The organism is Planctomycetaceae bacterium (genome assembly GCA_041398825.1).
Classification (GTDB): domain Bacteria; phylum Planctomycetota; class Planctomycetia; order Planctomycetales; family Planctomycetaceae; genus F1-80-MAGs062.
Map to the genome: position 1 here is coordinate 1 of JAWKTX010000027.1, position 24072 is coordinate 24072.

At 54.2% G+C, this 24072-nt stretch carries 22 protein-coding genes; 9 read left to right on the forward strand and 13 right to left on the reverse strand.

The features are described from left to right. The first annotated feature begins 352 nt into the window (after positions 1 to 352). The 4 genes from R3C20_25860 (at position 353) to R3C20_25875 (ending at position 3469) form a co-directional block, all read left to right on the forward strand. Positions 353 to 1258: an HNH endonuclease gene (locus R3C20_25860; GenBank protein MEZ6043932.1), complete on the forward strand. Its 906-nt coding sequence runs from the start codon at positions 353 to 355 to the stop codon at positions 1256 to 1258. Positions 1259 to 1418: 160 nt separating this feature from the next. Then, positions 1419 to 2195, forward strand: coding sequence for a DUF3883 domain-containing protein (locus tag R3C20_25865; GenBank protein ID MEZ6043933.1), 777 nt, complete (start codon positions 1419 to 1421; stop codon positions 2193 to 2195). 60 nt (positions 2196 to 2255) lie between these two features. After that, positions 2256 to 3062 carry a hypothetical protein gene (locus tag R3C20_25870; GenBank protein MEZ6043934.1) on the forward strand — a complete coding sequence of 269 codons (807 nt, stop codon included), beginning with the start codon at positions 2256 to 2258 and terminating at the stop codon, positions 3060 to 3062. A 254-nt stretch (positions 3063 to 3316) separates the two neighbouring features. Further along, complete coding sequence (locus tag R3C20_25875) at positions 3317 to 3469, forward strand: hypothetical protein (GenBank protein ID MEZ6043935.1); 153 nt, start codon at positions 3317 to 3319, stop codon at positions 3467 to 3469. Positions 3470 to 3577: 108 nt separating this feature from the next. On the opposite strand, the gene R3C20_25880 is transcribed toward R3C20_25875, so the two are convergent. The 5 genes from R3C20_25880 to R3C20_25900 form a co-directional block, all read right to left on the reverse strand. Then, on the reverse strand, positions 3578 to 4183 hold the full coding sequence (locus R3C20_25880; protein MEZ6043936.1) for a TIR domain-containing protein: 606 nt from the start codon (positions 4181 to 4183) through the stop codon (positions 3578 to 3580). Further along, the gene (locus R3C20_25885) at positions 4183 to 5124 is read right to left on the reverse strand and encodes a hypothetical protein (GenBank protein MEZ6043937.1); all 942 of its coding nucleotides are present in this window, start codon (positions 5122 to 5124) and stop codon (positions 4183 to 4185) included. Before R3C20_25885 ends, R3C20_25880 begins: the two co-directional genes overlap by 1 nt. Before the next feature lie 94 nt (positions 5125 to 5218). Further along, complete coding sequence (locus R3C20_25890; protein ID MEZ6043938.1) at positions 5219 to 5620, reverse strand: hypothetical protein; 402 nt, start codon at positions 5618 to 5620, stop codon at positions 5219 to 5221. Between the two features lie 181 nt (positions 5621 to 5801). Beyond that, positions 5802 to 7100: an aminotransferase class V-fold PLP-dependent enzyme gene (locus R3C20_25895; protein ID MEZ6043939.1), complete on the reverse strand. Its 1299-nt coding sequence runs from the start codon at positions 7098 to 7100 to the stop codon at positions 5802 to 5804. Further along, positions 7060 to 7803 (reverse strand): RsmE family RNA methyltransferase, encoded by a 744-nt coding sequence (locus tag R3C20_25900; GenBank protein ID MEZ6043940.1) that lies wholly within the window; start codon positions 7801 to 7803, stop codon positions 7060 to 7062. Before R3C20_25900 ends, R3C20_25895 begins: the two co-directional genes overlap by 41 nt. Before the next feature lie 316 nt (positions 7804 to 8119). On the opposite strand from R3C20_25900, the gene R3C20_25905 reads away from it, so the two are divergent. From R3C20_25905 to map, 5 genes are all read left to right on the forward strand, one after another. Continuing rightward, a complete protein-coding gene (locus tag R3C20_25905) occupies positions 8120 to 8920 on the forward strand; it encodes a hypothetical protein (GenBank protein MEZ6043941.1) in 801 nt (266 codons plus the stop codon). A gap of 18 nt (positions 8921 to 8938) precedes the next feature. Then, a complete protein-coding gene (locus R3C20_25910; protein ID MEZ6043942.1) occupies positions 8939 to 11710 on the forward strand; it encodes a pitrilysin family protein in 2772 nt (923 codons plus the stop codon). A gap of 258 nt (positions 11711 to 11968) precedes the next feature. Then, a complete protein-coding gene (gene rpsT, locus R3C20_25915) occupies positions 11969 to 12241 on the forward strand; it encodes a 30S ribosomal protein S20 (GenBank protein ID MEZ6043943.1) in 273 nt (90 codons plus the stop codon). Between the two features lie 98 nt (positions 12242 to 12339). Further along, positions 12340 to 13467 (forward strand): D-TA family PLP-dependent enzyme, encoded by a 1128-nt coding sequence (locus R3C20_25920; protein ID MEZ6043944.1) that lies wholly within the window; start codon positions 12340 to 12342, stop codon positions 13465 to 13467. Positions 13468 to 13510: 43 nt separating this feature from the next. Continuing rightward, complete coding sequence (gene map, locus R3C20_25925) at positions 13511 to 14314, forward strand: type I methionyl aminopeptidase (protein ID MEZ6043945.1); 804 nt, start codon at positions 13511 to 13513, stop codon at positions 14312 to 14314. A 176-nt stretch (positions 14315 to 14490) separates the two neighbouring features. Here the strand turns inward: map and R3C20_25930 are convergent, their stop codons facing one another. The 8 genes from R3C20_25930 to R3C20_25965 form a co-directional block, all read right to left on the reverse strand. Continuing rightward, positions 14491 to 16122, reverse strand: a complete 1632-nt coding sequence (locus R3C20_25930; GenBank protein MEZ6043946.1) for a cytochrome P450 — start codon at positions 16120 to 16122, stop codon at positions 14491 to 14493. 152 nt (positions 16123 to 16274) lie between these two features. Beyond that, positions 16275 to 17633 (reverse strand): DUF2254 domain-containing protein, encoded by a 1359-nt coding sequence (locus R3C20_25935; GenBank protein ID MEZ6043947.1) that lies wholly within the window; start codon positions 17631 to 17633, stop codon positions 16275 to 16277. 485 nt (positions 17634 to 18118) lie between these two features. Further along, a complete protein-coding gene (locus tag R3C20_25940; protein ID MEZ6043948.1) occupies positions 18119 to 19309 on the reverse strand; it encodes a M24 family metallopeptidase in 1191 nt (396 codons plus the stop codon). 146 nt (positions 19310 to 19455) lie between these two features. Continuing rightward, positions 19456 to 20811: a phosphomethylpyrimidine synthase ThiC gene (thiC, locus tag R3C20_25945; protein ID MEZ6043949.1), complete on the reverse strand. Its 1356-nt coding sequence runs from the start codon at positions 20809 to 20811 to the stop codon at positions 19456 to 19458. A 32-nt stretch (positions 20812 to 20843) separates the two neighbouring features. Beyond that, positions 20844 to 21266 carry a hypothetical protein gene (locus R3C20_25950; GenBank protein MEZ6043950.1) on the reverse strand — a complete coding sequence of 141 codons (423 nt, stop codon included), beginning with the start codon at positions 21264 to 21266 and terminating at the stop codon, positions 20844 to 20846. 287 nt (positions 21267 to 21553) lie between these two features. Next, positions 21554 to 22438 carry a redoxin domain-containing protein gene (locus R3C20_25955; protein MEZ6043951.1) on the reverse strand — a complete coding sequence of 295 codons (885 nt, stop codon included), beginning with the start codon at positions 22436 to 22438 and terminating at the stop codon, positions 21554 to 21556. 482 nt (positions 22439 to 22920) lie between these two features. Next, a complete protein-coding gene (locus tag R3C20_25960) occupies positions 22921 to 23472 on the reverse strand; it encodes a 6-pyruvoyl tetrahydropterin synthase family protein (protein MEZ6043952.1) in 552 nt (183 codons plus the stop codon). Positions 23473 to 23474: 2 nt separating this feature from the next. Beyond that, on the reverse strand, positions 23475 to 24072 hold a 598-nt coding region (locus R3C20_25965; GenBank protein MEZ6043953.1), incomplete at its 5' end, for a hypothetical protein.

The following is a 24072-nucleotide window of genomic DNA, read 5'->3' on the forward strand; positions in this document are numbered from 1 at the left end:
GTGTCTGAGGGTTGCGGCTAACTGCAAAAAGCCTTCCGCCAGAACCACCTGTCCGACCCGATCCTTCAAAGCTTCTGTCTGCTGCTCGACCTCAATCGCCGGTCCGGCAATGCATACTTCCACGGTTGCCACTTCCCGGCCATCAATCCTTACGGTAACTTCTACTTACATGGGGGCACCCTCCCTGGTTCTGCGAGGCTCCAAGCCTCATGTTGCAGGAAATATTCCCCCATCAGGGTACCCCTCTTTTCAATTCCTGCAACAACGACCTCCATTCAGCGGATGCACCCGCATCCATGCCGACCGTCCGCTCGGTTTGACACGAGCAGCTTGCACTGTCGACAGTCACCGGATGACGCCCGAGCAACTCAAACAAGAGATTCGACAGATCACCGTCTGGAAACGCGGTGACCAGCGAGCACCGCACAAGCCGTTGCTGCTGTTGTATGCGTTGGGTCGATGTTTGAATGATGGCGAGCGATTGTTGCCGTACGGTGAGGTCGATCGCGAACTTCGCCCACTGCTGATGGAGTTTGGTCCCGAACGAAAATCGTGGCACACCGAATACCCATTTCAGCGACTGGCGAACGATGGCATCTGGGAATTGCAGAACGCAACGCAGCTGGAAACCAGAGCGGGAAATTCGGATGTCAAGAAATCCGAACTGCTCAAATACAAGGTCGCTGCCGGATTTACTCCCGAGATTTTTGAGACGCTGCGATCCTATCCGGCGTTGATTTCGGAGTTAGCTCTGGAGATTCTCAATCAACACTTTCCGCAGACGTTTTATGCCGACCTGCTGGACGCCGTTGGTCTGGAAATTCAGTTCGAGCAAACCTTACGCCGCCGTCGCGATCCCGCATTTCGCGAGCGAGTGCTGATGGCCTATCAATATCGCTGTGCGGTCTGTGGCTACGATCTGCGACTGGGTTCCGTACAGGTCGCTTTGGAAGCGGCTCACATCAAATGGCATCAGGCTGGCGGCCCTGATCTGGAAACCAACGGCCTCGCCCTCTGCAGCATGCACCACAAACTCTTCGACCGCGGCGTGTTTACGCTGAACGAGGATCTGCAGCTATGCGTCTCCCAAAAAGCCAACGGCTCCACCGGCCTGAGTGAATGGCTAACTTCCTTCCACGGCTTGCCTCTGAAGGGTCCGCAGTCTCGGGATCATCTGCCGCTGAATGAACATCTGGAGTGGCATCGGAAAGAGGTGTTTCATGGGCCGGGGCGTGACGCTATATGCGTTATGCCTTAATTAAAAGGAGAAATGAGGAATGGTGCGGCAACTGGCGAAACCCATTCACAGTAATGAACGCCTTCGTCGATCGTTGGCCACTGAAGGATTTGCCGTATGATCACTACATATGGTTCGATCAATTACTGCCTGCATTGTTGACAAAGCACGGAGACTAAAAATGGAACGAAAGAATCTGGTCGGAATGCTCGCTGGCTACTACTTGTCGCGATTCGACAAAGTCGCCTATGGCCGATTTTCCGGACAATCTCACTCAGCAGTTCACAAGTATCTCGCTGAAAGAATCGGTGTCCCGGCGTCATCAGTGAAACTATGGCGCGATGAATTTGACCCGATTCATGCAAACTCTCGCCAAGGTTGGCATAAACGAAAGATGGCTCCGTCGCGGCTCCGAATGGCTGAAATGTTGGGAGGTGTTTCTGAAGTTGGGGTCTATGGACTGCTCATTGATTGTTTTGAGAATCAAGAAGCGAATGTTGTCGAGTTGCTCCGGGAAATAGATGCCCCAAGTCCGGGTTCTAATGAAAAGATTCCGACCCGTTCGCTCACCGGGGGACGCGCTGAGGAACAATTCATCAATTGGTTTCGCACGGGCAAGTCAATCTTTACGGGCCCACTGGATGATTGCCGTCTGCTACAATGCGGATACGACTTTGAAGCATTCTACGCCGGCGCACAAGCCTATATTGAAGTCAAAGGTTTGAGAGACAATAGCGGTGGTGTGCTGATGACGGATAAAGAATGGACAACTTGCGCGGAGCTCGGTGAGCTATATTTCATGATCCTTGTTCGATCAGTTGAAGCGACACGGCCAACCATTGAAGTCTACCGAAATCCCGCGGAAACGCTGAAAGCTCGCCAAAATGTGGCTACTGTAGTTCAAGTGTCGTGGACAATTCCCAAACTGGATTCGTCACTCGCTGTCTGGGCGAATTGAACCCAACACCTAAACCGCACTGTCATGGGGCAACTTGCTCGATATCTTCAGGACCAGTTCATGGCACGAACACCTCGCGGTTGGTCGTGTGAGGTGGAGGCGCGGGTTTTGGATGAGCGGTTTGAAAAGTTGCTGGGGTATGCGCCGCAGGCGGATGTGTTGCTGGCGTCGAATGACGGGTTCCATCGATTGTGGATTGAGTTTGAAGTCAGTCGCGCTGATCCCGTGGCGAATCATGCGAAGTTCGCGACGGCTCATTTGTTTCAGCCGCAGAGATCGACCGACACGTTTGTGTCGATGATGAGTTCTCATGTGGCTCGCGGACGGCGAAATCTGGCAGCGAACACGGTGCTGCTGATGCGGCGAATCGGCATGAAAGCTTTCCAGACCGTGCTGCTGCCGACAATTGAACCAGAATACATCAAACGACTGAACTCGCCGGGCAGCGATCGGGAGGCCTTGCAGTCACTTGACGTGAACGCAGAAATCGATCGAGCTCTGTCAGTGGCGCGACCTTGCTTTGATTCGGACCGGCATCAAATTCACTTTGTCGGCGAACCGCTGGACGTGGCCTGCAATGTGGCGACATGGAATCGCGAGATGCAGACAGAGTCCGGCCGCAAGCTGTGGGGACGTCGCCGAGTACGCTATTTCGTGTTTGATCCATCCACCAGTGAGTTTGCTCCGTCGAAGTTCTGTGCGTTTCTCAACGCGAAGCTCGGGGCGAACTCAGATCCGGAAGCCATCACGTTACCCATGACGATGGAGCTGTACGTATCGCTGGATGAATCCGAATCTCGCTTTGATGGCAACAGGGCAGCGGCATCTCACAAAAAAACTGGGCATGGTGGCGATGAATCTCGATGAGACTTCGGCAGATGAAACTCTGATGATCGGCGAGGAACGACGTTTGTCCGTTTTGTTTCGTAATTGGCACTCAAAACATCAGGATGCTATCCAACTGGATCGATTCGGCCCGATCATTCTTCGGCCACCTGTTTGGTTTAGGTAATTCATTCGATTACCTCAGGACGCATGCGACAAGATGGCCATCGGAGCCGAACTCGCCTGGAGCCTGAAGAACCACGACATTCCGGAAATGGCTGACAGAACTTCGTGATATGAACCCCAGTGGCGATGCTCCGCATAAACCGTTGTTGCTGACGGTGCTGAAGGCGGCGGAGCGGGATGGAGAGTTGCCGGAGGTGTTGGTGCGATCACTGAAATGGTTGTTTCAGTTCAAGTTGTTGGAGCAAGGGGTGGATAATCGGTAGAGCCAGAGGCAGAAGCCGAGTAGTAGGATACAATTCCGCATTCTCAGCAACCAACCCGTCGTTTATGCCATTGTCTGACCGCAAGTAAATTCACCAGATGTATTCAGCTTAATGGTCATTCTCCGGCAGCGTGGCGGATGATTCAGGCTCATCCACGGCTCTGAGCAAAGCCGTGGCCCGATCGTGTTTTAATTCAGCAGCCTTTCTGAGCCACATGATTGCCATTGGTGTGTTTTGAGGAACATTGACCCCATCCAGGAATCGAACGCCCAGTCGAAAGCACAGCTCCGCATCGGAATTTGGTCTCGTCCGACGGCCGGACTGCTGCAGCCTGAACAGACTTTCCACAAGATTTCTCCATTCAGGATGATCTGTGTTTTCTTTTCGCCACAGACGGAGATCGGCAAACTCGATATCGGAGAATTCAAGCGGCACATCACAGGTTTCTCGAAGCACCGGACAAAGCAGGCCAAGACGGAGGCCATAGCGAGCTTCAATCCGAACCCAGCGTGATTGCACAGAGGCAGCAGTCCAGATCGGAAGTACCGCAAACGAGTCATTGATGGCGATTTCGAGCTCCTGATCCCAGCACTCCCCCGCCTGAATCTTCAGATCCACAAACACCGGGATGCCATGGGCCTGAAGTGCCGTGGTCAACTCTTCTGCATGCCTCTGATCCGTTCGCTGATAGGAAATAAAAACGTGCATTCCCATCACGTGCCGCTTTCAATTGAGGAGTGCTGAGCCAGTTCTCGAACCGTATCCGCCAGAATCATTTGAGCGAACTCTCGAGCGATCTCAGGGAAAGTACGTTCGATTTCTGATCCGATTTCCGGAGGAATTTTATCGGCCAGTTTTGCAGGCATATTCTTCACTTCTTTGTAGATCAGGAGCCCAATCACGGGAGCAATGATCCAGAAAATCGGGATCTTGGCAGCAATCAGTGCGGGAGCCACAGTTGCAAGTACCTTCACAACAACCGCCTTGACGATTAAGGCAATCCCGACTTTCTTCAATGCCCCCATGATCATCACTTTCATGGCGGCCGATGCGGCGATCTTACCCGCAGCTGCTGTAATCAGTCTGGCCAGCAATATCTTTCCCTGCGCCGTTAATGCGATCTTAGCGATGCTTCCCATAATGGCCTTGCCCGCCGTCGACGCCAGAAGGTCATGGGCCACCGCCGAGGTTTGATTCATAATCGGGTCGGTCGCAAAGCTCAGTGGATTAATTCCGGCGGTCGCGAGGATCTCGCGAGTCGCCCAGATCGACTCGGATCCGACAACCCCCTGAACGGACTCTGTCACTCCATCGTAAGGTGCGATGCTCTCAGCAATTACCTTCCGAGCCGCCTCACTGTTGAGCACCTCAACAAGAGCATCCTCCGTCGCCTTAAGAATCGGCTGCGTCACGGCGCTGTCCAGTTCACCGCCCTGGAATTTGTTTCCGCGTGCGAAGGACCAAAGTGCTTCGACGTACTCACGTGAGACGTCAGGTTCAATTCGCCGTCCGGAAGGTGTGACGAATGTCAGGATTTCTGAAGCTCGTACGCTGAGGATCGTTGAACGCGTCCTCTCTTCAGTGCGCCGTCGAATTTCTGTTTGGAAGTTGGAAACCAGCTGCGACGAAATCTCGGCGACAAAGTCAATGGCCATCGAACGACACCCTCCTCGAGTTCTCTTTCAGACCGCTGTCTGTCATGATAGAACCATGAGAATTCTGAGTGAATTCAATCGGCATTTCTTATCATCAGTGAAAACCATCCGGCAATCTGAATCCGGCGGACCACCTCGAGGAACAAGAGCCCTGGGAGATCAGCTGGATATTGCGATCGCCGGGTGCCGAATCGGAAAATTGCAGGGTGACAGCCGTTTCACCGCCAACCGGAGTCTGTATCCATAACGGAGCATCTGCGCTCAGTGGTCCGTCAACCAGAACGGTGCCGTCCTGACTGATCAATACGTTTTCATTATCCAGCAGGACACGAACGTCACTTGGGCCATCTGCCGCGTCAAGCTGCAGCAAAATCAGGTCATCCGCTCCGATCAAGCCTCGTCCGACCGGCCTCTGAATGATCCCCGCGGGGGCGTTGGACAATTGCAGACGGAAGGTCTCATCGAGTTCCGGAATAACATCGCCAAACACAGGCACCCGAGGACACCACTGACTGATTCATAATCACCAAGGGATTCCGCCGTGCCGGCCACTGCGGTATCGTCTTCACTTGCGTACTCCACAGACAAACAATCGAATCGGGTATCGAGTGTGCCATCGTGAATAAATCAAGGTGGACGCTCAGAAAGTTTTCGAGAGCAGCGACCACAGAGAAGCGTTACGAGTTCCTCTTCAGGACGCAGTCGACAGCAGACTGGATCGCCTTCGCGATGGATTCAACGCTGACTGAAGACTCCAGCAGGATTGGATGGTGCAGGGTCAGAAGCTGATTGTGCCAGCGTTCTGAATTTGTGAGTTCTGCGGCCTGCCGGTATCGCTTTCGACTGTGGATCAAATGCAGTGCCGGGAATCCGGGTGACAGGGTCAATTGAAGCGGACCAAACTCCGCTGTTGAGTCTTTCGGGCCCTGCAAAGCCTGTTGCTCAATCCGATCCAGCAGAGATCGCGTTGCCTCTGTTCGATCATTCAGGTGCCTCGGTGTCATGGCAACCTTATAGAATGCCGGAGCACCGTTCGTGGCCGAGTCCAATGCGGCAATGACATCGATGGCGCTGCCGGATGCAAGCAAAGATGCCAGCTGCCCGACCCGCTCCATCCGCCGTCTGTTGCGTTCATCCAGCATATGCAGTTGGGGGACCAGGACAGCGGCCTGCATTTCAGACAGGGGGTACGCGTCATTACCACGTTGCGTGTAGAGCCGGATGCGCTGCATGATGGCTGAGTTTTTTGACACCACAGCCCCGCCTCGCCCGGCGGTCAGAAGTTTGCTTCCCCCAAAACTGAATGCCCCCACATCGCCAATGGTGCCGGCTCTGCGACCATTGATCTCTGCCCCGGGGCACTGACACGCGTCTTCTACGACCGCAAATCCATGGAACCGTGCCAGATCGACAGCTTTGTCGATGTCCGCAAAGGTGCCATGAAGGTGAGAACAAATGACCGCGCGAGTTCGCTCACTGAGAGCTTGTTCGATCTGGCTGCAATCAATGCCGGGCGAATTGAATTGCGTATCGATCAGTACCGGCGTGGCTCCCAGCGCCAGGACATTCATGAAATTGGCTTTATAGTCGTAGGCAGCCATGATGACTTCTGTGCCCGGCTCAACGCCTACTGCTCGCAGGCAAAGCTCAATCGCAGTTGTGCCGCTGCTGCAAAGTTGAACGTTGTCCGCAAGCAGGTACTCAGCAAACTCCCTGCGGAACTGGTCACAATGGGGGCCATGGTATCTGCCCCAGGATCCATCGTGCAGCATCTGAAGGAAGACGTTTCGAATGGAATCGTCTGAAACCGGCCAAAGCGACGTGTCTAGCATAGGAGTCGTGCGAGTGTTTCTTCTGAGGTGATGGTTTGAATCGTCATTCTTCCGAAGCCCTCCATAGCCCTGAACCTGCGTGCGCAGGACAGAACATTCTGCATCACTTTTCGGTTCCGTTCGCCAGAAACATGACCACTGCAGCCAGGGCTAAAGCTGCTGTTTCAATTCTCAGAATCGTTGAAGGCCAGGAGATGGTGTTGGCCCCTGCATCCAGCAGCTGCTGGATTTCTGAATCTGTGAAACCACCTTCAGGCCCAATGAACAAGGTCACATTTTTCGAAGTTGGATCTGATACGCCGACCGTCGGTCGGAGGCCTGCTGACTTAATCTTGTCACCAGGGTGGGCGACCAGAAGCTGTTGTTGCTGAGACATCGCATTTTCAATTGCCGCAGACAGTTCAACAGGTGAACTGATCGTCATCAGGCGATTCCTTCCGCATTGTTTACACGCCGCAATGACATTCGCTTTGAGCTTTTCCTGTTTCGAATCGCCCGGATTGACGACGCTTCGTTCGGTTTGTGTGAGTATCAATTGGTGAACTCCAAGTTCCGTCAGTTTTTCCACCATCCACTTCAGGCGGTCCCCCTTTGGTGGCGCAGCGGCGACGGTCAATTCAACGCCATCGACGCAGTGGTCGGCGGTGTGCCGGGCTGTAATCGTGACGTCAGCGTGCTTTCGCGAGGTTGCTTCGATAATCCCCCGGGCCGACTGCCCGCATCCATCAAATATCTCAATTTCATCGCCAGCCTTCAGCCGCAGCACGTTGAGAAGGTGGTGAGCTTCGGCATCCGTGATTCGGATGCAGTCCTGTGAAAGAGATTCGGCAAAAACACGATTAGGCACGTGCGTCTTCCTGAGGATGAAGGATGAATCTGGAGTCCGGATTCTCGGCCCCGGCAGCACAGAGTTGTGAAGTCGGAATGGCCCCGCTATCGTTCCTGGCTCTTGATTCCTGAAAGGTACTTTCAGCACGCGACTCGTCTGGGGGACGATTTCTGGTGACGCGGTGACGGCCGAAATTTGTTGTTACCCGCGCATTCACGCGTTCGTTCCCTCCAGACAGATTGACAGGGGAGAGTCCGCACGAGTGGTGTGCGGCTTTCTTTTCCAGAGTATGAAAACCTCGCCGAACGGCACAACTGAAGGCAGGCAATAAAGCATGAAGCCAGTCCGAGATCCTGATCCGAATAAAGACTTCAGCACAGATCATTACAGGGAAATGGTCGCCGCGATCGTCAAGAGCCATAAGACGATCTGTTTTCGCGACGTTCACGCCATGGGCCGCGATATCCTCTCCCTACCGAATTTCGTCATCATGAGGCATGACGTTGAGTTCAGTATTCCGGCAGCGTTGCGGATGGCCGAAATCGAAGCCGAACATGGTGTGAGTGCAACCTATTTTCTTTTGCAGACAAGTGACTATAACTGCTTCGAGGAAGATGAAGCCGTCCTGATTCGTCGAATCCTTGAGCTTGGTCACGATATTGGGCTCCATTACGACGCTGCACTATTTGAACGTTTGGGGCTTGATCCGGAACGCACTGCGAAAGCTCAGCTGGATCTGTTCGAAGCGTTTTTTAACACCAAAATCCATGCCATGAGTTCGCATATGCCGATGCGATCCGGGAAGACATTTTCTCTTCCCGGTGTGATCGACACCTACGATCCACTGTTTTTGACCGAGATGAAGTATCTGAGCGACAGTACTCAGGCATGGCGGGAGGGCGTCGTCACCGGCGTTCTCGAAAAATACAATCATATCCACTTGCTGACGCACGAATACATCTGGCACCCGGGCGGATGGGACTGGTCTGCCTTATTGTTTGTTGAAGTTCAGGACAAATTTCAAAGGGCCTGGAAGCGAGCCGAAAACTTCATCAACATGTATCGCGAAGGACTTCGAATGCGCCAGACCAAAGATGCTCAGTTCAAACAACGTTACATGACCGACAACAAGTAAAACCAGGGGCAGACGACGATGACTTTGACAACTTTCCTGAGAACCTGCGCATCGTATCTGGTCGCCGCGCTGTTTGTGAGTTTCATAATGATCGAAACGTCGGTGGCTCAGCCACAATTCGTGCGCGCGGTGGAAGGAATTGCCGAGTTCAGGCTCGAAAACGGAATGCAGGTTCTCCTGTTTCCCGATCCTTCCCGTCCGACGGTAACGGTGAACGTCACCATTTTTGTCGGGTCTCGTCATGAAGGCTACGGAGAAGCGGGAATGGCGCATCTTCTTGAACACATGGTTTTCAAGGGGACACCCACTCATCCTGCAATTCCGGCCGACCTGGCGAAGCGGGGCGCACGGTTTAACGGAACAACCTGGCTCGACCGAACCAACTACTACGAAACTCTGAATGCCAGCGACGAAAATCTGGAATTCGCGCTGAAGATGGAAGCAGATCGCATGGTCAACAGCCTGATCAGGGCGGAAGATCTGGCCTCCGAAATGACGGTGGTGCGGAACGAATTCGAACGCGGTGAAAACAGTCCCCAGCGTGTTCTTATGCAGCGAATGACTGCAGTGGCATTCGACTGGCACAACTACGGCAAATCGACGATTGGAAATCGGGCAGACATTGAACGAGTGCCCGTTGAGAATCTGCGTCGCTTCTATCAGCGGTTCTATCAGCCTGACAATGCCATGTTGATTATTGCCGGCAAGTTTGACGTACAGAAGGCCATGCAGTTAACACAGCAGTACTTTGGAGCTTTGCCCCGGCCTGATCGTGAGCTCGACAAGACCTACACAGAAGAACCCGCTCAGGACGGAGAACGTTTGGTCACGGTTCGCCGAGTTGGTGAAGTGCCTATGGCGGGACTGCACTATCATCTGCCAGCAGGCGGTCACCCCGATTTTGCTGCAGTTGATGTGCTGACTGGAGTCCTTGCAGGTGAACCATCCGGTCGACTGTACGAAAGCCTCGTCAAGCGACGCATCGCTGCATCCATGTACGGGACAACATTCGCAGCGCACGACCCCGGAAGCCTGATCCTACTGGCGGACGCAGCACAGGGGGTCGATGGAGGAACTGTGCTACAGGCCCTGATTGATACTGTGGAAGGATTCGCAAACAATCCCATAAAGCCTGAAGAAGTAGAACGCGCTCGACAGGAACTGCTGAAGCAGCGCGAACTGCGTTTTAACGATTCCTCCTCCGTCGCCGTTGAGCTGAGTGACTGGGCCGCGCAGGGCGATTGGCGGTTGTACTTCCTGTATCGTGACCGCCTGGAAGCCGTTACCGCTGATGACGTCCAGCGCGTGGCTGTCGAGTACCTTCAGCGTTCCAACAGAACGGCCGGGCTGTTCGAACCAACGCAGGCCCCTGAACGAACCGCGATTCCCGAAACGCCGAACCTGCAGGCAATGATTGGCGACTACAAGGGCCGCGAAGAAGTGGCTCAGGGAGAAGATTTCGATGCCAGTCCGGCGGCGATTGAAGCCCGCCTTGAGCGGGAGACACTCACATCAGGCATCAAGGTCACTCTGCTTCCGAAAAAGACCCGTGGCAACTCTGTCATCATGCGTCTGACACTTCGATACGGAAATCTGGAGGCCCTCACGGGCAAAGCGGTGGCCGCTGAATACCTCGGCCAAATGCTGATGCGAGGGACGGAGAATATGACTCGCCAGCAGATCAGCGACGAACTGGATAACTATCGAACACGAATGTCCGTCAGCGGATCCCCCGGAAATCTTTCGATCAGCATTCAGACCACGCGAGAGAATCTCGTACGTGTCATGGGGATCATGGAAGAGGTGTTGCGGCGGCCGACTTTCCCCGCCGAAGAACTGGAGCTGATTCGTGAAGAGCAGATTTCCGGAATTGGACAACAGCTCACCGAACCCACTGTAATTGCTTCAAATGCTGTGCAGAAAAAGATCAGCCCCTATTCCGCAGAGGACCCGCGTTTTGTCGCATCCATGCAGGAAGAGCTGGAGCGAGCCAAAGCAGTGACCGTGGATCAGGTCAGGGATGTCTACAACCAATTGGTCGGCGCCAGCGTCGGAGAATTAACCATTGTTGGTGATTTTGACGCCGACAAAGTGCTGCCCGTGGTGGATCGGATCACGAATGGATGGAAATCGAACGTTGCGTTCGAACGTCTCAGTCGAGAGGCCGTCAGTAACGAAACGGGTACCTTTGAACAAATCAATACGCCTGACAAGGCGAATGCTGCGTACTTTGCCGCGTTAACGATTCCGATCAGCGACGACCACCCGGACTACCCGGCGCTGGCCGTCGGAAACTTTATTCTGGGTGCCAACGGTTTGTCATCAAGATTAGGAAACAGGATCCGGCAGAAGGATGGATTGTCATACACCGTGCAGTCGAACCTTCAGGCAGCTTCAGGTGATCCTCGGGCAGTCTTCTACATCTTCGCAATCTCCAACCCTGACAATGCTCAGAAAGTACACCTGGCTGTGCAGGAGGAGCTGGATCGGTTGTTGAAAGATGGGATCACCGCAGAGGAGCTTGAAGATGCCCGGAAAGGTTACCTGCAACAGCAGGAGGTGCGTCGAACCAGTGACCGAAGCCTGGCTTCGATGCTCGAATCGCTGTCGTTTTACGACCGTGACCTGAGCTTTGTCGGAGATTTCGAATCAAAAGTCGCAGCGTTGACGGTTGAAGATGTCAACAGTGCACTGAGAAAGCATATTCAGCCACAGCGATTGTACACAGTTTCCGCAGGTGATTTCGCAAAGGGACCTGCAGCCGCAGATGCACCGGCTGCCGGGAATTAGCCAGATCATGGCGGTGCAACAGGGGCGGAGGTGACCTCGGAATGGAGAATTCTGTGGTCACCTCAGTGCGTTTCTGTTGTGATTGTTGAGACTGTGTCAGTCTCGAGGGGTGAAAAATGTGCAGAACGGCCGCCATTTTGACGATCACGCTGGAAAAAGCATCGTCGGTTGGCTAACCTGCCGGGCTTGTTCGACCGAGGATGGACCCGGTTGGCCTTTTGTCGCGACGTAACGTCATTTGAGTTCAGTACTTAGACTATGCCAAACTCCAAGTCAGCAGAGAAATCTCTTCGCCAAAGTCTCGTTCGACGAGATCGAAATCGTACGCAGCGTTCAGCACTGCGAACCCGCTTGAAGAACTTCCGTTCGTTCCTGGCTGGCAGTCCTTCTCAGGAAGACGCTGACAAACAGTTTAGCCTGGTTGTGAAAGCTTTGGATCAGGCTGCTGCGAAGGATCTGATTCACAAGAATACAGCCTCACGCACCAAGTCTCGTCTGGCAGCCCTGAAGAAGAAGACATTCGTGGGCTAAATGCTCCGTTTCGATGATGATTGAAATTTGTGGCTGCGATCATATCAGGTGATCGCAGCCATTTTTCTTTGTGAGGCAACGTTCTTTGTGAGGCAATCATGCAGTTTCAAATCCCCGAAGTGCCTCTTGCTGTCCTGGATCAGATCCCCAGCCCGGCTCTTGTTGTTTTTCGAGATCGCGTTGTCTCCAATATCGAAAGTATGATTCGAGTGGCGGGCGACCCAGCCCGACTTCGGCCACACTGCAAGACTCATAAGATGTCTGCCGTGGTTCGGATGCTGATTGATCGTGGCGTCCATAAGCATAAGGCCGCGACAATTGCGGAAGTCGAGATGCTTTTCGACGCCGGAGCGCGGGATGTGTTGCTTGCTTACAATCCGGTGGGGCCGAACATAGGCCGAATCGTAAAGCTTGCAGAAAAGTTTCGGGACCGGACTCTCTCTGTCAATTGTGATGATGAGGGACCTTTACGTTCGCTCTCTGCGGCATCAGACCAATCAGGCATAACCATCGGTGTCTTTCTTGACCTCAACGTCGGTCAGAATCGTACGGGTGTATCGCCACTTTCGCAGAAAGCGAAGGACCTGTATGCGTTAATACGTGGTTTGCCGGGCATTCAACCGAGGGGCTTTCATGTTTACGACGGGCACCAGCGAGATGCCGATATTGAACAGCGTCGCGCTGCAGTTCAGGAGGTCTGGGGACCAGTCCTTGAACTTCGCTCCCACTGCGAGACCGCTGGGTTTCCGGTCGCGGCGATGGTCTGCGGTGGAACACCAACGTTCCCCGTTTATGCCTCGATGACTGATGACGGCATTGAGCTGAGTCCCGGCACATGCGTCTTTCACGATGCCGGATATGGCAGCCACTTCCCCGATTTACCGTTCACTCCCGCTGCAGCCGTTCTATCGCGTGTCGTGAGTCGTCCAGCTCCCGATCTCGCTACGCTGGATGTCGGCAACAAGGCAATTGCCGCTGACCCACCGCGTGGACAGCGTGTCTATCTGCCAGTGGCTCCCGACGCCCAACAAGGCGCACACAACGAGGAACACCTCGTTCTGCAATCGGACAGTCTCAGTGCAATGCAGCCCGGAGATCACGTCTGGGCCATCCCCGTTCATATCTGTCCGACAAGCGCGTTGTATGATCACGTCGTCGTGATTGAAGATGGTCAGTTGGTAGACGACTGGCCCGTAACAAGTCGTAATCGAAAACTCACGATCTGAAACAGGTCGATCGGATCCGCCCTGAATCTGAAGGAACCAAGTTGTGTTGTCGCGAAGAAAGCCAATTCCCCTCTACCTGGAAGAGGAACAGAGAGAAGGGTTGCGCGCAGCCGGGAAGTTCAACGCCCAGTTGATGGATTTCCTTCGCCCCCATGTCAAAGTTGGCGTGACAACGGATGAACTCGATCGACTGGCAAACCAATACACCCTGGACCATGGTCATACGCCGGCTTGCCTCGGCTACCACGGCTACCCTAAGACGATTTGTACGAGTGTCAATGAGGTTGTGTGCCACGGGATTCCAAACGAACGCCCGCTTCGCAGTGGCGATATCGTCAATGTGGATGCCACCACGATCGTTAATGGATGGTACGGCGATCAATCCGAAACGTTCCTGATCGATACTGTCAGCCCGGCAACAAAACGGCTCGTGCAGACAACCTTCGACTCACTCTTCGTCGGAATTCGGGCCTGCACACCCGGCTGTTCCGTTTTGACGATTGGAAAAGTCATCCAGGCGTATGCCCAGAAGGCAGGCTATTCGGTCGTGCGGGAGTATCAGGGGCACGGCATTGGTCGAGACTTTCATCAGGAACCCGGTATTCCCCATTTCCCCTCACTGACGTCCGGACGAGACATCCTTCATCCGGGAACATGCTTCACAATTGAGCCAATGCTGAATATCGGCAATTGGAAAACTCGACTCGATAAACGCGACGGCTGGACGGTCAGAACGGTGGACGGGTCATTGTCGGCTCAGTTTGAACACACCATCCTGATGACTGAGGATGGGCCGGAAATCCTGACGATGACTGAACACGGACCACAGGAAGGTCATGTCTTCTAAGCTAACAGCATGTTGACAAACGGGACTGGCTCAAGAGCAGGAGACCTTAAAACACGACGGCTTAAAGTCGTCCTGCGTGCCTGTCCCGGTTTTTCAACGGACAGCTAAGCCCGGCCTGTACACCGCGTCGCTGCGGTGAAAGGGCTGGCCGAAATCCGCTGAACCAATGACATTGCTTACGCAGCGCGTCGTTGTTGTTGTGGCATGGCCTCGATTGGCAAACGAACCAGGTCGTGAATGCTGCCATGGACCGGCACCGTATGCGTTTCTTCCCCCGCAGCAATCACTTTCGCTCTGATGGGGCTGGTTGGGCCCAGCATTGTCGAAATGACCTGCCCGTTCACGGTGGCATTCGCTGTCATCTGAAGACGACACCGCTTGAGAATCAATGCCAGCGCTGTTTTGATTTCAGCCATTGCCAGCGGTGCCCCGATACACATTCTCGGTCCCGCCCCGAACGGCAGATATTCGTACGGTGACGGTGAAATCGTCTTCCACCAATCCGGTTGAAACTCGTCAGGAGATTCGAACAGATCCGGGCGATGGTGCGTGATGTATTGACTAAACACCACCGGCGTACCAGGCGAAAGACGAATTCCATTCAGCGTTACTGGTTCCGCAACGATCCGCTGTGAATACGCCGAGGCTGGGAGCACCCGCATGCTCTCTTTGATCACGTGCTCCAGAAATTCAAGACGATCCAGCTCTTCGATTGTCGGACGTTCGCCGTGTACGTGCTCAGCAACTTCACCTGAAACACGCTGCATGATTTCGGGATGTTGTGCCAGCAGAAATAACGTCCAGCTGAACGTATGAGCTGTCGTCAAATGCGCAGCCGCAAAAAGAAGAGTGGCGTGGCCCGTCAGTTTTTCATCACTGAGCTGCTGGCTCGAAGCCTGTGCATGAAACAGAAGGCTCAGCACATTCGGCATCTCGTGCTGCTGGTTTCGGTGCTTGTGGAAAAGTGTCTGAATGGAGTTTTCCAGTTCATCTGCCATCTCCAGAAGTTCATCGTACTTGCTGTTAAACTGCGGGCCCGAAACAAGCGCACCCATGCCAACTTCATGGTTCTGGTGGACCCATCGATCAATCATGTGCCCCAGCTCATGTGCGAATCCGGCATCATCCAGCCCAAACAGTAACGCGCTCGTCATGCGGAGCATGAACTGAACCATCTCAACGTTCAAATCCCGCTCACTTCCGGGATGCCAGTCCTTCAGCAGGTCCTCTGTCAGGCGGCAGATTGTCGGGTGATAGCCCGGCAGCACTTTCTTGCTGAAGACATCTTTCAAAATTCTCCGTGTGTCTCGATGTTCGGCACCGTTCTGGCTGAGCAATCCTGAAGTAACTCGCCGCTGAGCAGACTTGCGACTGCCGCGAACGGCAAAAAAGCGAGAATGAAAGGAGTTGCTGTCGGTCAGAACCTGGCGATTCAGCTCTGGTGAAAAGACGAACGCCAGACGCTGTGACTCCTGTTCCATGACAGCGATATCGCCGTGTCGGCGGTGCAACTGACGCATGCACTCAACCGGGTCTTCCGGGAACTGCAACAACGATTCGTGCGAAACAGGTGCGGCGGGACGTAGTGGGATTGATTGAAAATCGGCCATCATCGCGTCTTCCATGACGGAGCAGGTCATCGACCTGAATGTGTTGAACTTCGCTCGACCGAGCAACTTCTGTCCCTGAAGTGATTCGGTCGGACTTTGAATGTGCAGGGAAACAACGGACTTTGAATCAAAACGCGTCCACTCCCCAGCGGACGATCCGGGGAGCTTAGCAGAATCCAGCGCAATAGAAAATTGCATTCCGGAACAGGAACGGTCAAAAATATCCCGCCCACATCACCGTTGCCGAGCGATTCGAATGCTTTCACAAGCCTCGGAAAAGCGAGGAACCGGCTTTTTCCACGAATTCATGGGTCGCTCAATCCGGAAAGGCTGTGATTGCCCGTTTCTGGTCATGCTACTACGGCCGAAGGCGCTGATTCTGGCGCAGCAATGAACGCCGCGGCCTTCTGAGCGGTTGCCAGGTCCTGAGGCAGCGTGAGTGCCTTCTCAGCGCGAGCGAGCACGATTTCGGCCTGGGCGACCGCCGCTGCGCGAATCGATGGATTGCTGGTTGCGGTGAGTGACTGAAGGACCTTGAGCAACCGCACGATGACTTCAACTGTGCCTGCTCCATCGCGGGCGATAGCTGCAAAGGCGTCGTCGAACATGTCGGCCATGGATAATTCGGGGACGGCCACGCGGTCGAATTGAACTTCCGGGTCTTTGTCTTGCTGTTCCTCCCCACATTCGTGCCAGGCCAGAAACAAACGCAACTGCGTGTGCGTAACGTCGATCGCAGTCCCGGGATCATTGACCGCCGGAGAAAGTGCGCGACTGGCAATTTCAGAAAGCACTATCAGCCCGAATCGCGGATCCTCGTCGAAGACACGGGCGTCACCGATGACAAACGCAGCGGAAACGGCGTTGAGTTCTTCACTGGAAACGCTCTCCGATGCATCTGAAACGATCCAGGCAACCGGGCGGCCCGGCATACAGAAAGTCCCCGGTAACGCGGTCACCAGCACTTTCAGCTGAGATTGATCCGCCTGCTCCTGAAGGGCGACGGTATTAATCCGCTGTACGTACCCAATCGAATCGCCATAAACGGGCTGACTGCCCTTCGGTGGATCGAAGACCGCAATCCCCCCGAGACGAGGAGACGACTTTCGCTTCTGAATGGCGGCCTTCGCTGCAGCTTCGACTTTGTCGATGGTGTATCCCAGGCGTCCGAGACGTGCGATGCTGTCGACCCACCAGATGAATGACAGGATCACAATGGCAAAGACGGTTGTGGTCAGGACGAACAGGACAAACAGACTGGCCTTTCCTTCGAAGTGCCCGTTCATTAATGCAACAATAGCGACGACGCTGTAAATAAACGCCCCGATAAACACGGACAGCGCATTCTGTGAAACATCATCGGCGATAATCAGAGGAAAGGACCGCGGCGTGGCAGAACTGCTGGCCGACGTGTAAGCGGAGACCATCGAACCGACAGAGAACGTGGCCATCACCAGCATACTGGACGCCATGATCTTCAGAAGAGCCTCTGTCGACTCTTTCGAAAACTCGGGCAGGAAACGGCCGAGGTCCGTCATGTCCAGAAGGCTCGCCAGGTAGACTGCGATGATCGAAAGCACGCAGATGCCGAGCGGTTTGATCCATAGACGCTCATGGAGCCGCTTGATGACAAAACTCAGTTGATCCCACATCGAATCGATCGATTCTTTCGGTTTTGCACCACGCTTCACCACCATCGCGGCAGTCATCTCCGCGATAAAATCCACAGCATTCAGGACGAACTCAGGAATGATATCCGTGACATGCTCGGTCAGCCAGAGAAAACGTCATTCCGGGGACTGACTGATTCGTGAAGAAAGGTCCGCGGCAGGGGACGCGTACGTTTGGTCGGCATCCGTGGATACTGAATGACTTCGCATGATGCAAATTCGCCGTGGGTTTCATTTGAGTCGGCCTTCGAGTTGGCACCGCAGCAACAAAGGATTGCGGAAAACCACGCGTGATCCGGGCATCACTGCCCGCCCCGGTTCCTGCTCCGGCAGGGACAGAAGAACAAAGTCGACGAGCAGCCGTGGACAAGCCAAGTTCGTTTGAAACCATCAGACATCGGCCGGCGCATCCAGAGCAGGGTGCGGCTGCTTCAGTCCCTTCGGCACCGGAGGTGCCGTAGCGTCTCCGTCAGACTCATGCGCACCAGCCGGGCAACATACAGCGGACAAGGTGAGATCTGAACTTAAAAGTCACGCAGGATGGGCACGACTTCGGTTTGAATCGGCCCTCCGGTCACTTCGACTTCTCCATTCGCATGAATGCAGACGTCAATTTCGCTTCGCACCCCGAACTCCGGCAGATAGATACCGGGTTCGATTGTGAACAGAGTTCGCGGAAGGATCAGTCGCGTTTCGTGAGTCTCCAGATTGTCGATGTGCGTGCCATTTCCGTGGGTCTCCTGAGCCATATTGTGCCCGGTCCGATGACAGAATTGGGGGCCGTAACCAGCTTTTTCTATGACTCCGCGTACAGCATCATCCACTTCCCATCCCTGTAACGGACGTCCCTGAGCGAACGCAGACTTCACACATTCGATACCCGCATCGCGCCCCGCCGCGACGATCCTGAAGATTTTGGTGTACTGCTCCGGAACTTCTGTTCCGACGAAGCCGGTTCGCGTGAGGTCACTGTAAATGCCGCCGGGCTTGTCCATTTTCGCCCATAAATCAATCAGCACAAAACTACCCTGTCGGATGGTTGTGTCCGTTCCTGTGCCGGTTTCGTAGTGAGGATTGCCACCATTCGGGCCAACCCCGACGATGGGAGCGTGATATGTCGTCAGGCCGTTCGCGTGAAAGTGCTGCATAATCGCTTCGCGCACTTCCAGTTCCTCCACGCTTCCCCTGGCACGAACGTTGTCCGCGATGAACTTCCATGCCAGATCAAAGGCAGCCGTTGTATGTTTTGTCGCCTCGTAGTGCAGTTGCAGCTGTTGATCTGTAAGCGCCGATTCAAAAAGTGAAATCATGTCCCCGGAGGATGCGACATCGCAGCCGAACGAACGCACTAACTCTACGGTTCCGGCATCGACACGAGACACATAGGGATTTGCATTTCGCGGCGAGTACTCCATGGCAACTCTTCCAGAACCAGCAACCATTTGCTGAACCCCGGCTTCAAAATCCTGCCACTTCAGGTAGATGATCTTTTCACCGGGGAGATGATCCAGTACGTCCGATTCGATCCTGTGCACAAGTCGGACAGGCTGCCCCTCAGCAGGTACAAAGTAAGCGTACCGCCGAGACCCGCTGAAGCCTTCCGGCATCTGCAGCACTCGTTGGGCGAGTATGTTGCTGCCGCGGAAATCGTAAAGAAACCAGCCATCGAAGCCGAACTGGCGAATTGCCGATTGAATTGCATTGAGGTCAAACATGGCCTGGTTTCGATTTCACGATGGAACGAATTGAGGATGGAACGCCACCAACGGTCGGGCAGTGATTTTCGGAATCTGCAGAACGACACCGCCCCGTATGCTGACTGGAGCGGCAAATGATGTTGCTGAAAGATTCTTCTGGTGACCTAACCGTTACCGAGTTCAACAATCTGCAGCAGCTGCGCCTTTTCCGGCTCGGCAACGTCGCTGTGACAAGTCGCTTTACCAGACTCCGCTCCCATGGTTTTGCGAGTCTTCGAAGCAAGCCGATGAATCTCTTCTGCAGAAAGCACTCCGCGCTTCTGCAGGATTTCACGCTGTTCGTCCGTTAGGGCCGCCGTCACACGAGCTTTGTCCCACTGATATTCCTGCTCTTTCCCACTGGCAAACTGCTGAATCTCTTTGCTGATTCGGACACTGCACCAGTCGTGGCCGCACATTGCACAGAAATCCGTGTCGACATCCAGATCCTCGTCATGGTACGCGCGGGCGATATCCGGATCGAAGCTCAAATCAAAATGCTTCTGCCAGTTCAGCGCGGCACGAGCCCGAGTCAATTCGTCATCGCGATCGCGGGTCCCGGGAATCCCCAGCGCCACATCAGCCGCATGTGCCGCAATCTTGTAGGCGATACAACCCTGCTTGACGTCGTCTTTCTTGGGCAGTCCAAGATGCTCCTTGGGAGTTACGTAACACAGCATACTGGCACCATGCCACGCTGCACTGGTGGCCCCGATGCAACTGGTGATGTGATCATATCCCGGGAACATATCCGTCACCAACGGACCAAGAACATAGAAAGGAGCACCGTGGCAGAGGCGACGCTGCAGCTTCATGTTGAATTCGATCTGGTCCAGGGGCACATGGCCTGGTCCTTCAATCATAACCTGCACGCCCTTGCGCCACGCCCGCTCTGTTAATTCTCCGAGCGTTGAGAGTTCCGCAAGCTGTGCCAGGTCGGTCGCATCCGCCAGTCCGCCTGGTCGCAACCCGTCGCCGATGCTGAACGTCACATCATACTCGCGCATGAGGTCGCAGATATCTTCCCACAATGTGTACATGGGGTTCTGCTGACTGTGATGGATCATCCATTTGGCCAGCAACGAACCACCTCGACTCACAATACCGATCAGGCGGTCTTTGACCAGGCGAAGATGTTCCTGCAGAACACCTGCGTGGATTGTGAAGTAATCCACACCCTGTTCAGCCTGATGACGCAGTGAATTCAGGATGATTTCACGGTCCAGGTCTTCAATGCGGCGTCCGATGATCATCGAGTAAATGGGAACGGTACCAATCGGAACACGGCTATTCTGAATGATTGCGTCACGGCAGGCATCGATGTCTCCTCCTGTCGAAAGATCCATGACAGTGTCTGCTCCCCAGCGTTCTGCCCACTGGAGCTTTTCAACTTCCTCGAGCGTGCCCGATGAAACGGGTGACGCCCCCATGTTGGCATTGATCTTCGTCTTCGATGCGCGACCGATGCACATGGGCTTCAATTGATACTTCAAGTGGTTCCTGTTTGCCGGGATCACCATTCTGCCGGCTGCGACTCATCTCGAATCTGCTCCGCAGTCAGGTGTGTTTCACACTCTGCCACGCGTTGCATTTCAGGGGTCACAATCCCGCAGCGTGCAGATTCCAGTTGGGTTACCGGGGTGAAGCCAGCTGGCGGTTGCCATGCTTCGGCCTTTTCGTAATTCGTTTCGTAACCCGACTTCAGAACCCAGCCTTGCGGCATAAAGTCCCACGCCGTTTTGTCGGACGGGCCCGGCATCCCGGGAGTATCGGGAGACGAATATGTCATCGCGCCATTTCGACCGGGAGCAATCTGAGCTGCCTGTGAAAAGCTTCCGGGAGTTGTTCCTGCATGCGTGCTGCTGGGATCAGGGGCAACTACCGGTGGCAGAAACTTTGACACGCGTTCAATATGGTCAATATGGTCGATGGTCATGGTCGCAACTTTGCTTGGAGATCGTGCAGAATCGAACGCTGTCGGTCATCCCAACGGCGTGTTCTGGCAAATCGTAGTTGCATCAGCCTGATTTGCAACGAGCGCAGTGACGTTACAGGATGGTGTTTCGATATTCGTCGGGGCGTCTCAATTTGATGCCAGACGGGATCGAGTCAGAAAGAGTCGGCTTTCAGGCGGGATCATCCCACACAAGCATCAAGACTCTGCCACACCGAAGCGTTGCTTTCTTTGCGGAACTGATACAGATCCCCATCAAGCAGTTCGTCTCAATCTGCAAGAGAAACCTGCGCCGTGCTGTCCGATTCGGCCGAGTTCTTTGGCGTCGATAATTCGAACAACAATGATTTGTTGTCCGTGAACGGTGTCACTCCGCGATACGCCCAGGTGATTCTGCCATCTGACTGAATCAAAAATGTTCCATGCTGTCGAACTTCATCACTGGCAGCGTCCGCCGGCTTGTGACAACCGAATTGATACGCAATCTGATCATCAGGGTCAGAAAGCACCAGAAAATCAAACTTCCCGTATTCTTCGTAGGATTTATTTGTTTGCTCAATCGTATCGGGACTGACGGCAACGATTTTTGCCCCGAGTTCGTGGAAGTAGCCGAGATCATCGTTGAGCGCATACAGCTGGGCGACACAGTGGCTGCAGGCGTAACCATAATAAAAAACAAGTACGACCGGACCATCCTTCAACACATCCGCCAGACGGTACGTGTTTCCATCAGATCCCATCAACTCAAAATCAGGCGCCTGCTGGTCGAGAAGGACATGAGGCTGCGATTCAGCCGGTTGAAAGTCATTGTCCGAAAGCAGTGTCTTCAATTCGACAGAAATCGGACGAGCATTGACTGCGGTCAGAAATGCCCGGGCGTCTTCTTTGACGTTGCCAGTCGAGACTAAACCATACTTCAGACAGATCTGTCGACATTGTTCCAGAAATGCCTGATTGGTTGGCGCCCCCTGTGGAACACTTACGTGGTAAATCAGCACGGCGGCGTAAAGCAGAGCGATGCCGCCTAACAACCAGAGCAATGGCTTGTTATTCACAGCACGTTCCAGGCCCGGTGGGCTGGCATTTGCATCGTCAGCCTCCAGCTGTAAATCCGACACATCGTGCGATCGTGAAATATTTGACGACTCAGCCATCCAGGTTTGCTCCACAGTCCGGAGTGATGGTGTCGCTGTGCTTTGAATCCGGATTCACACCAGAATCAACAAGTTGCCAATCCGTTGACGAGCCTTTCGCCTGCCGTCCGTGATTGGCAATGCGAAACATGGGCGAAATTGATCAAGGCCGCAGAGAAAAGGATTTGAATTCGGACTTCAGAAAGCCAAAAGCCAAAACCCAACAGCAGCCCGTTGAAAATCCTGCTTGCAGGGAACCCGATGCGTCAGGGAGGGAGAGGTGGGCCGACTTCTCGGAAACTTCATCCCTCGCTAACGCGTCGGGTTCCTTTTCAACCGGCTGTCAGACCCGCTTCGATGAGCCACGTCAACAGCGCTCTGCTGACAGTGTTCGACATCTGTCATGTTTGTGTCAACTGCTCCCCAGGGGACGTCTCACGTTCGAAGAAGACTTCTCGCGCCCGGGAAGCCGGGAAAGCCCGGGATTGGCAAAAAATGCGGTTTCAGAGCTCGAACCTGCAATCAGCCCACTGCCCGAAGTTCTCTTCCACACTCACTCTCAGCACCTTCAGACCACTATTTCCGGGGAGACAAAGTCGGTCGATCAGGCATCGACCAATCCACTGGCCGATCAGTTCGGCTGTGGTGTTCACCACGGGAAGAATCCGACAGTCTTCCACTGGAAATACCCAGCGTCTGGCCTCAAAAGTGGTCTCAACTTCGCGGCCGTCCGGCGAAACCTGCACGCGGATCGCTGGATGGTACTCCGGCAGAATCACACTGTGGTCCAGTTGCTGGACGATGGCCTGCAAATTGTCTCGCAGGGCGATGAAGTCAAACACATAGGAATTCTCGTCGAGTGGGCCCTCAATTGCTGCCTCCACGCGCCAGTTGTGTCCATGCAACCGTTCACAAACGTTACCGTTGAACGTAATAAAATGGGCCGCACTGAAGACAAGTGAGTCCTTGATGACGCGAACACCAAAATGGCATTCACGAGGATTTGAATTCCGGGATTGGCAGGATTCAGACTCAGCAGCGTGTTCAGAATTCATTTTCAGGGTTCATTCTCGGAATGATCGAGCTCGCGATAGATTGGCAGGTGTCGGTAATAAACCTCAAGGGTCAGGATACTCAGCGCCGTCTGGTAGATCCTGCCTCCGGAGCTTCCGTGCGGATCGGTCACATCCCAGCTGCCTGCACCGGGCCCCTCACTGACCTGAGTCTCCACCAGCCACGGACGCATCTTTCCATTCCAGTTGTCCCATGCCTCACCGCCGAAATGATGCATCACCTGGGAAGCATAATAGTTGTAATAAACATCCTGTCGACTTGGTCCGATGGCAGAAAGTCGCTCAACGCCGCGAACGAGAGCCGGGTGCTCACGCTTCCAGCCAAGATACATCTGGCACAGCAAACCCACAGCACTCATCGACGGCGTCGGGCCTCCTCGATCGGCCATGTATTTGTAGCTCGCGCCGTCGTCCACTTCGACAGATCGCAGGAAGAGCCGAATCTTTCGTGTGACACCACGGTCGATTCGGATCTGACTGGCCTTGGCACTTTGCAGCGCCATCACCTGCCAGCCGACAACGGACGTGTCTCCCTCCGTATTTGGAGAGTATCTCCAGCCCCCTGATTCCCGATCCTGCGCT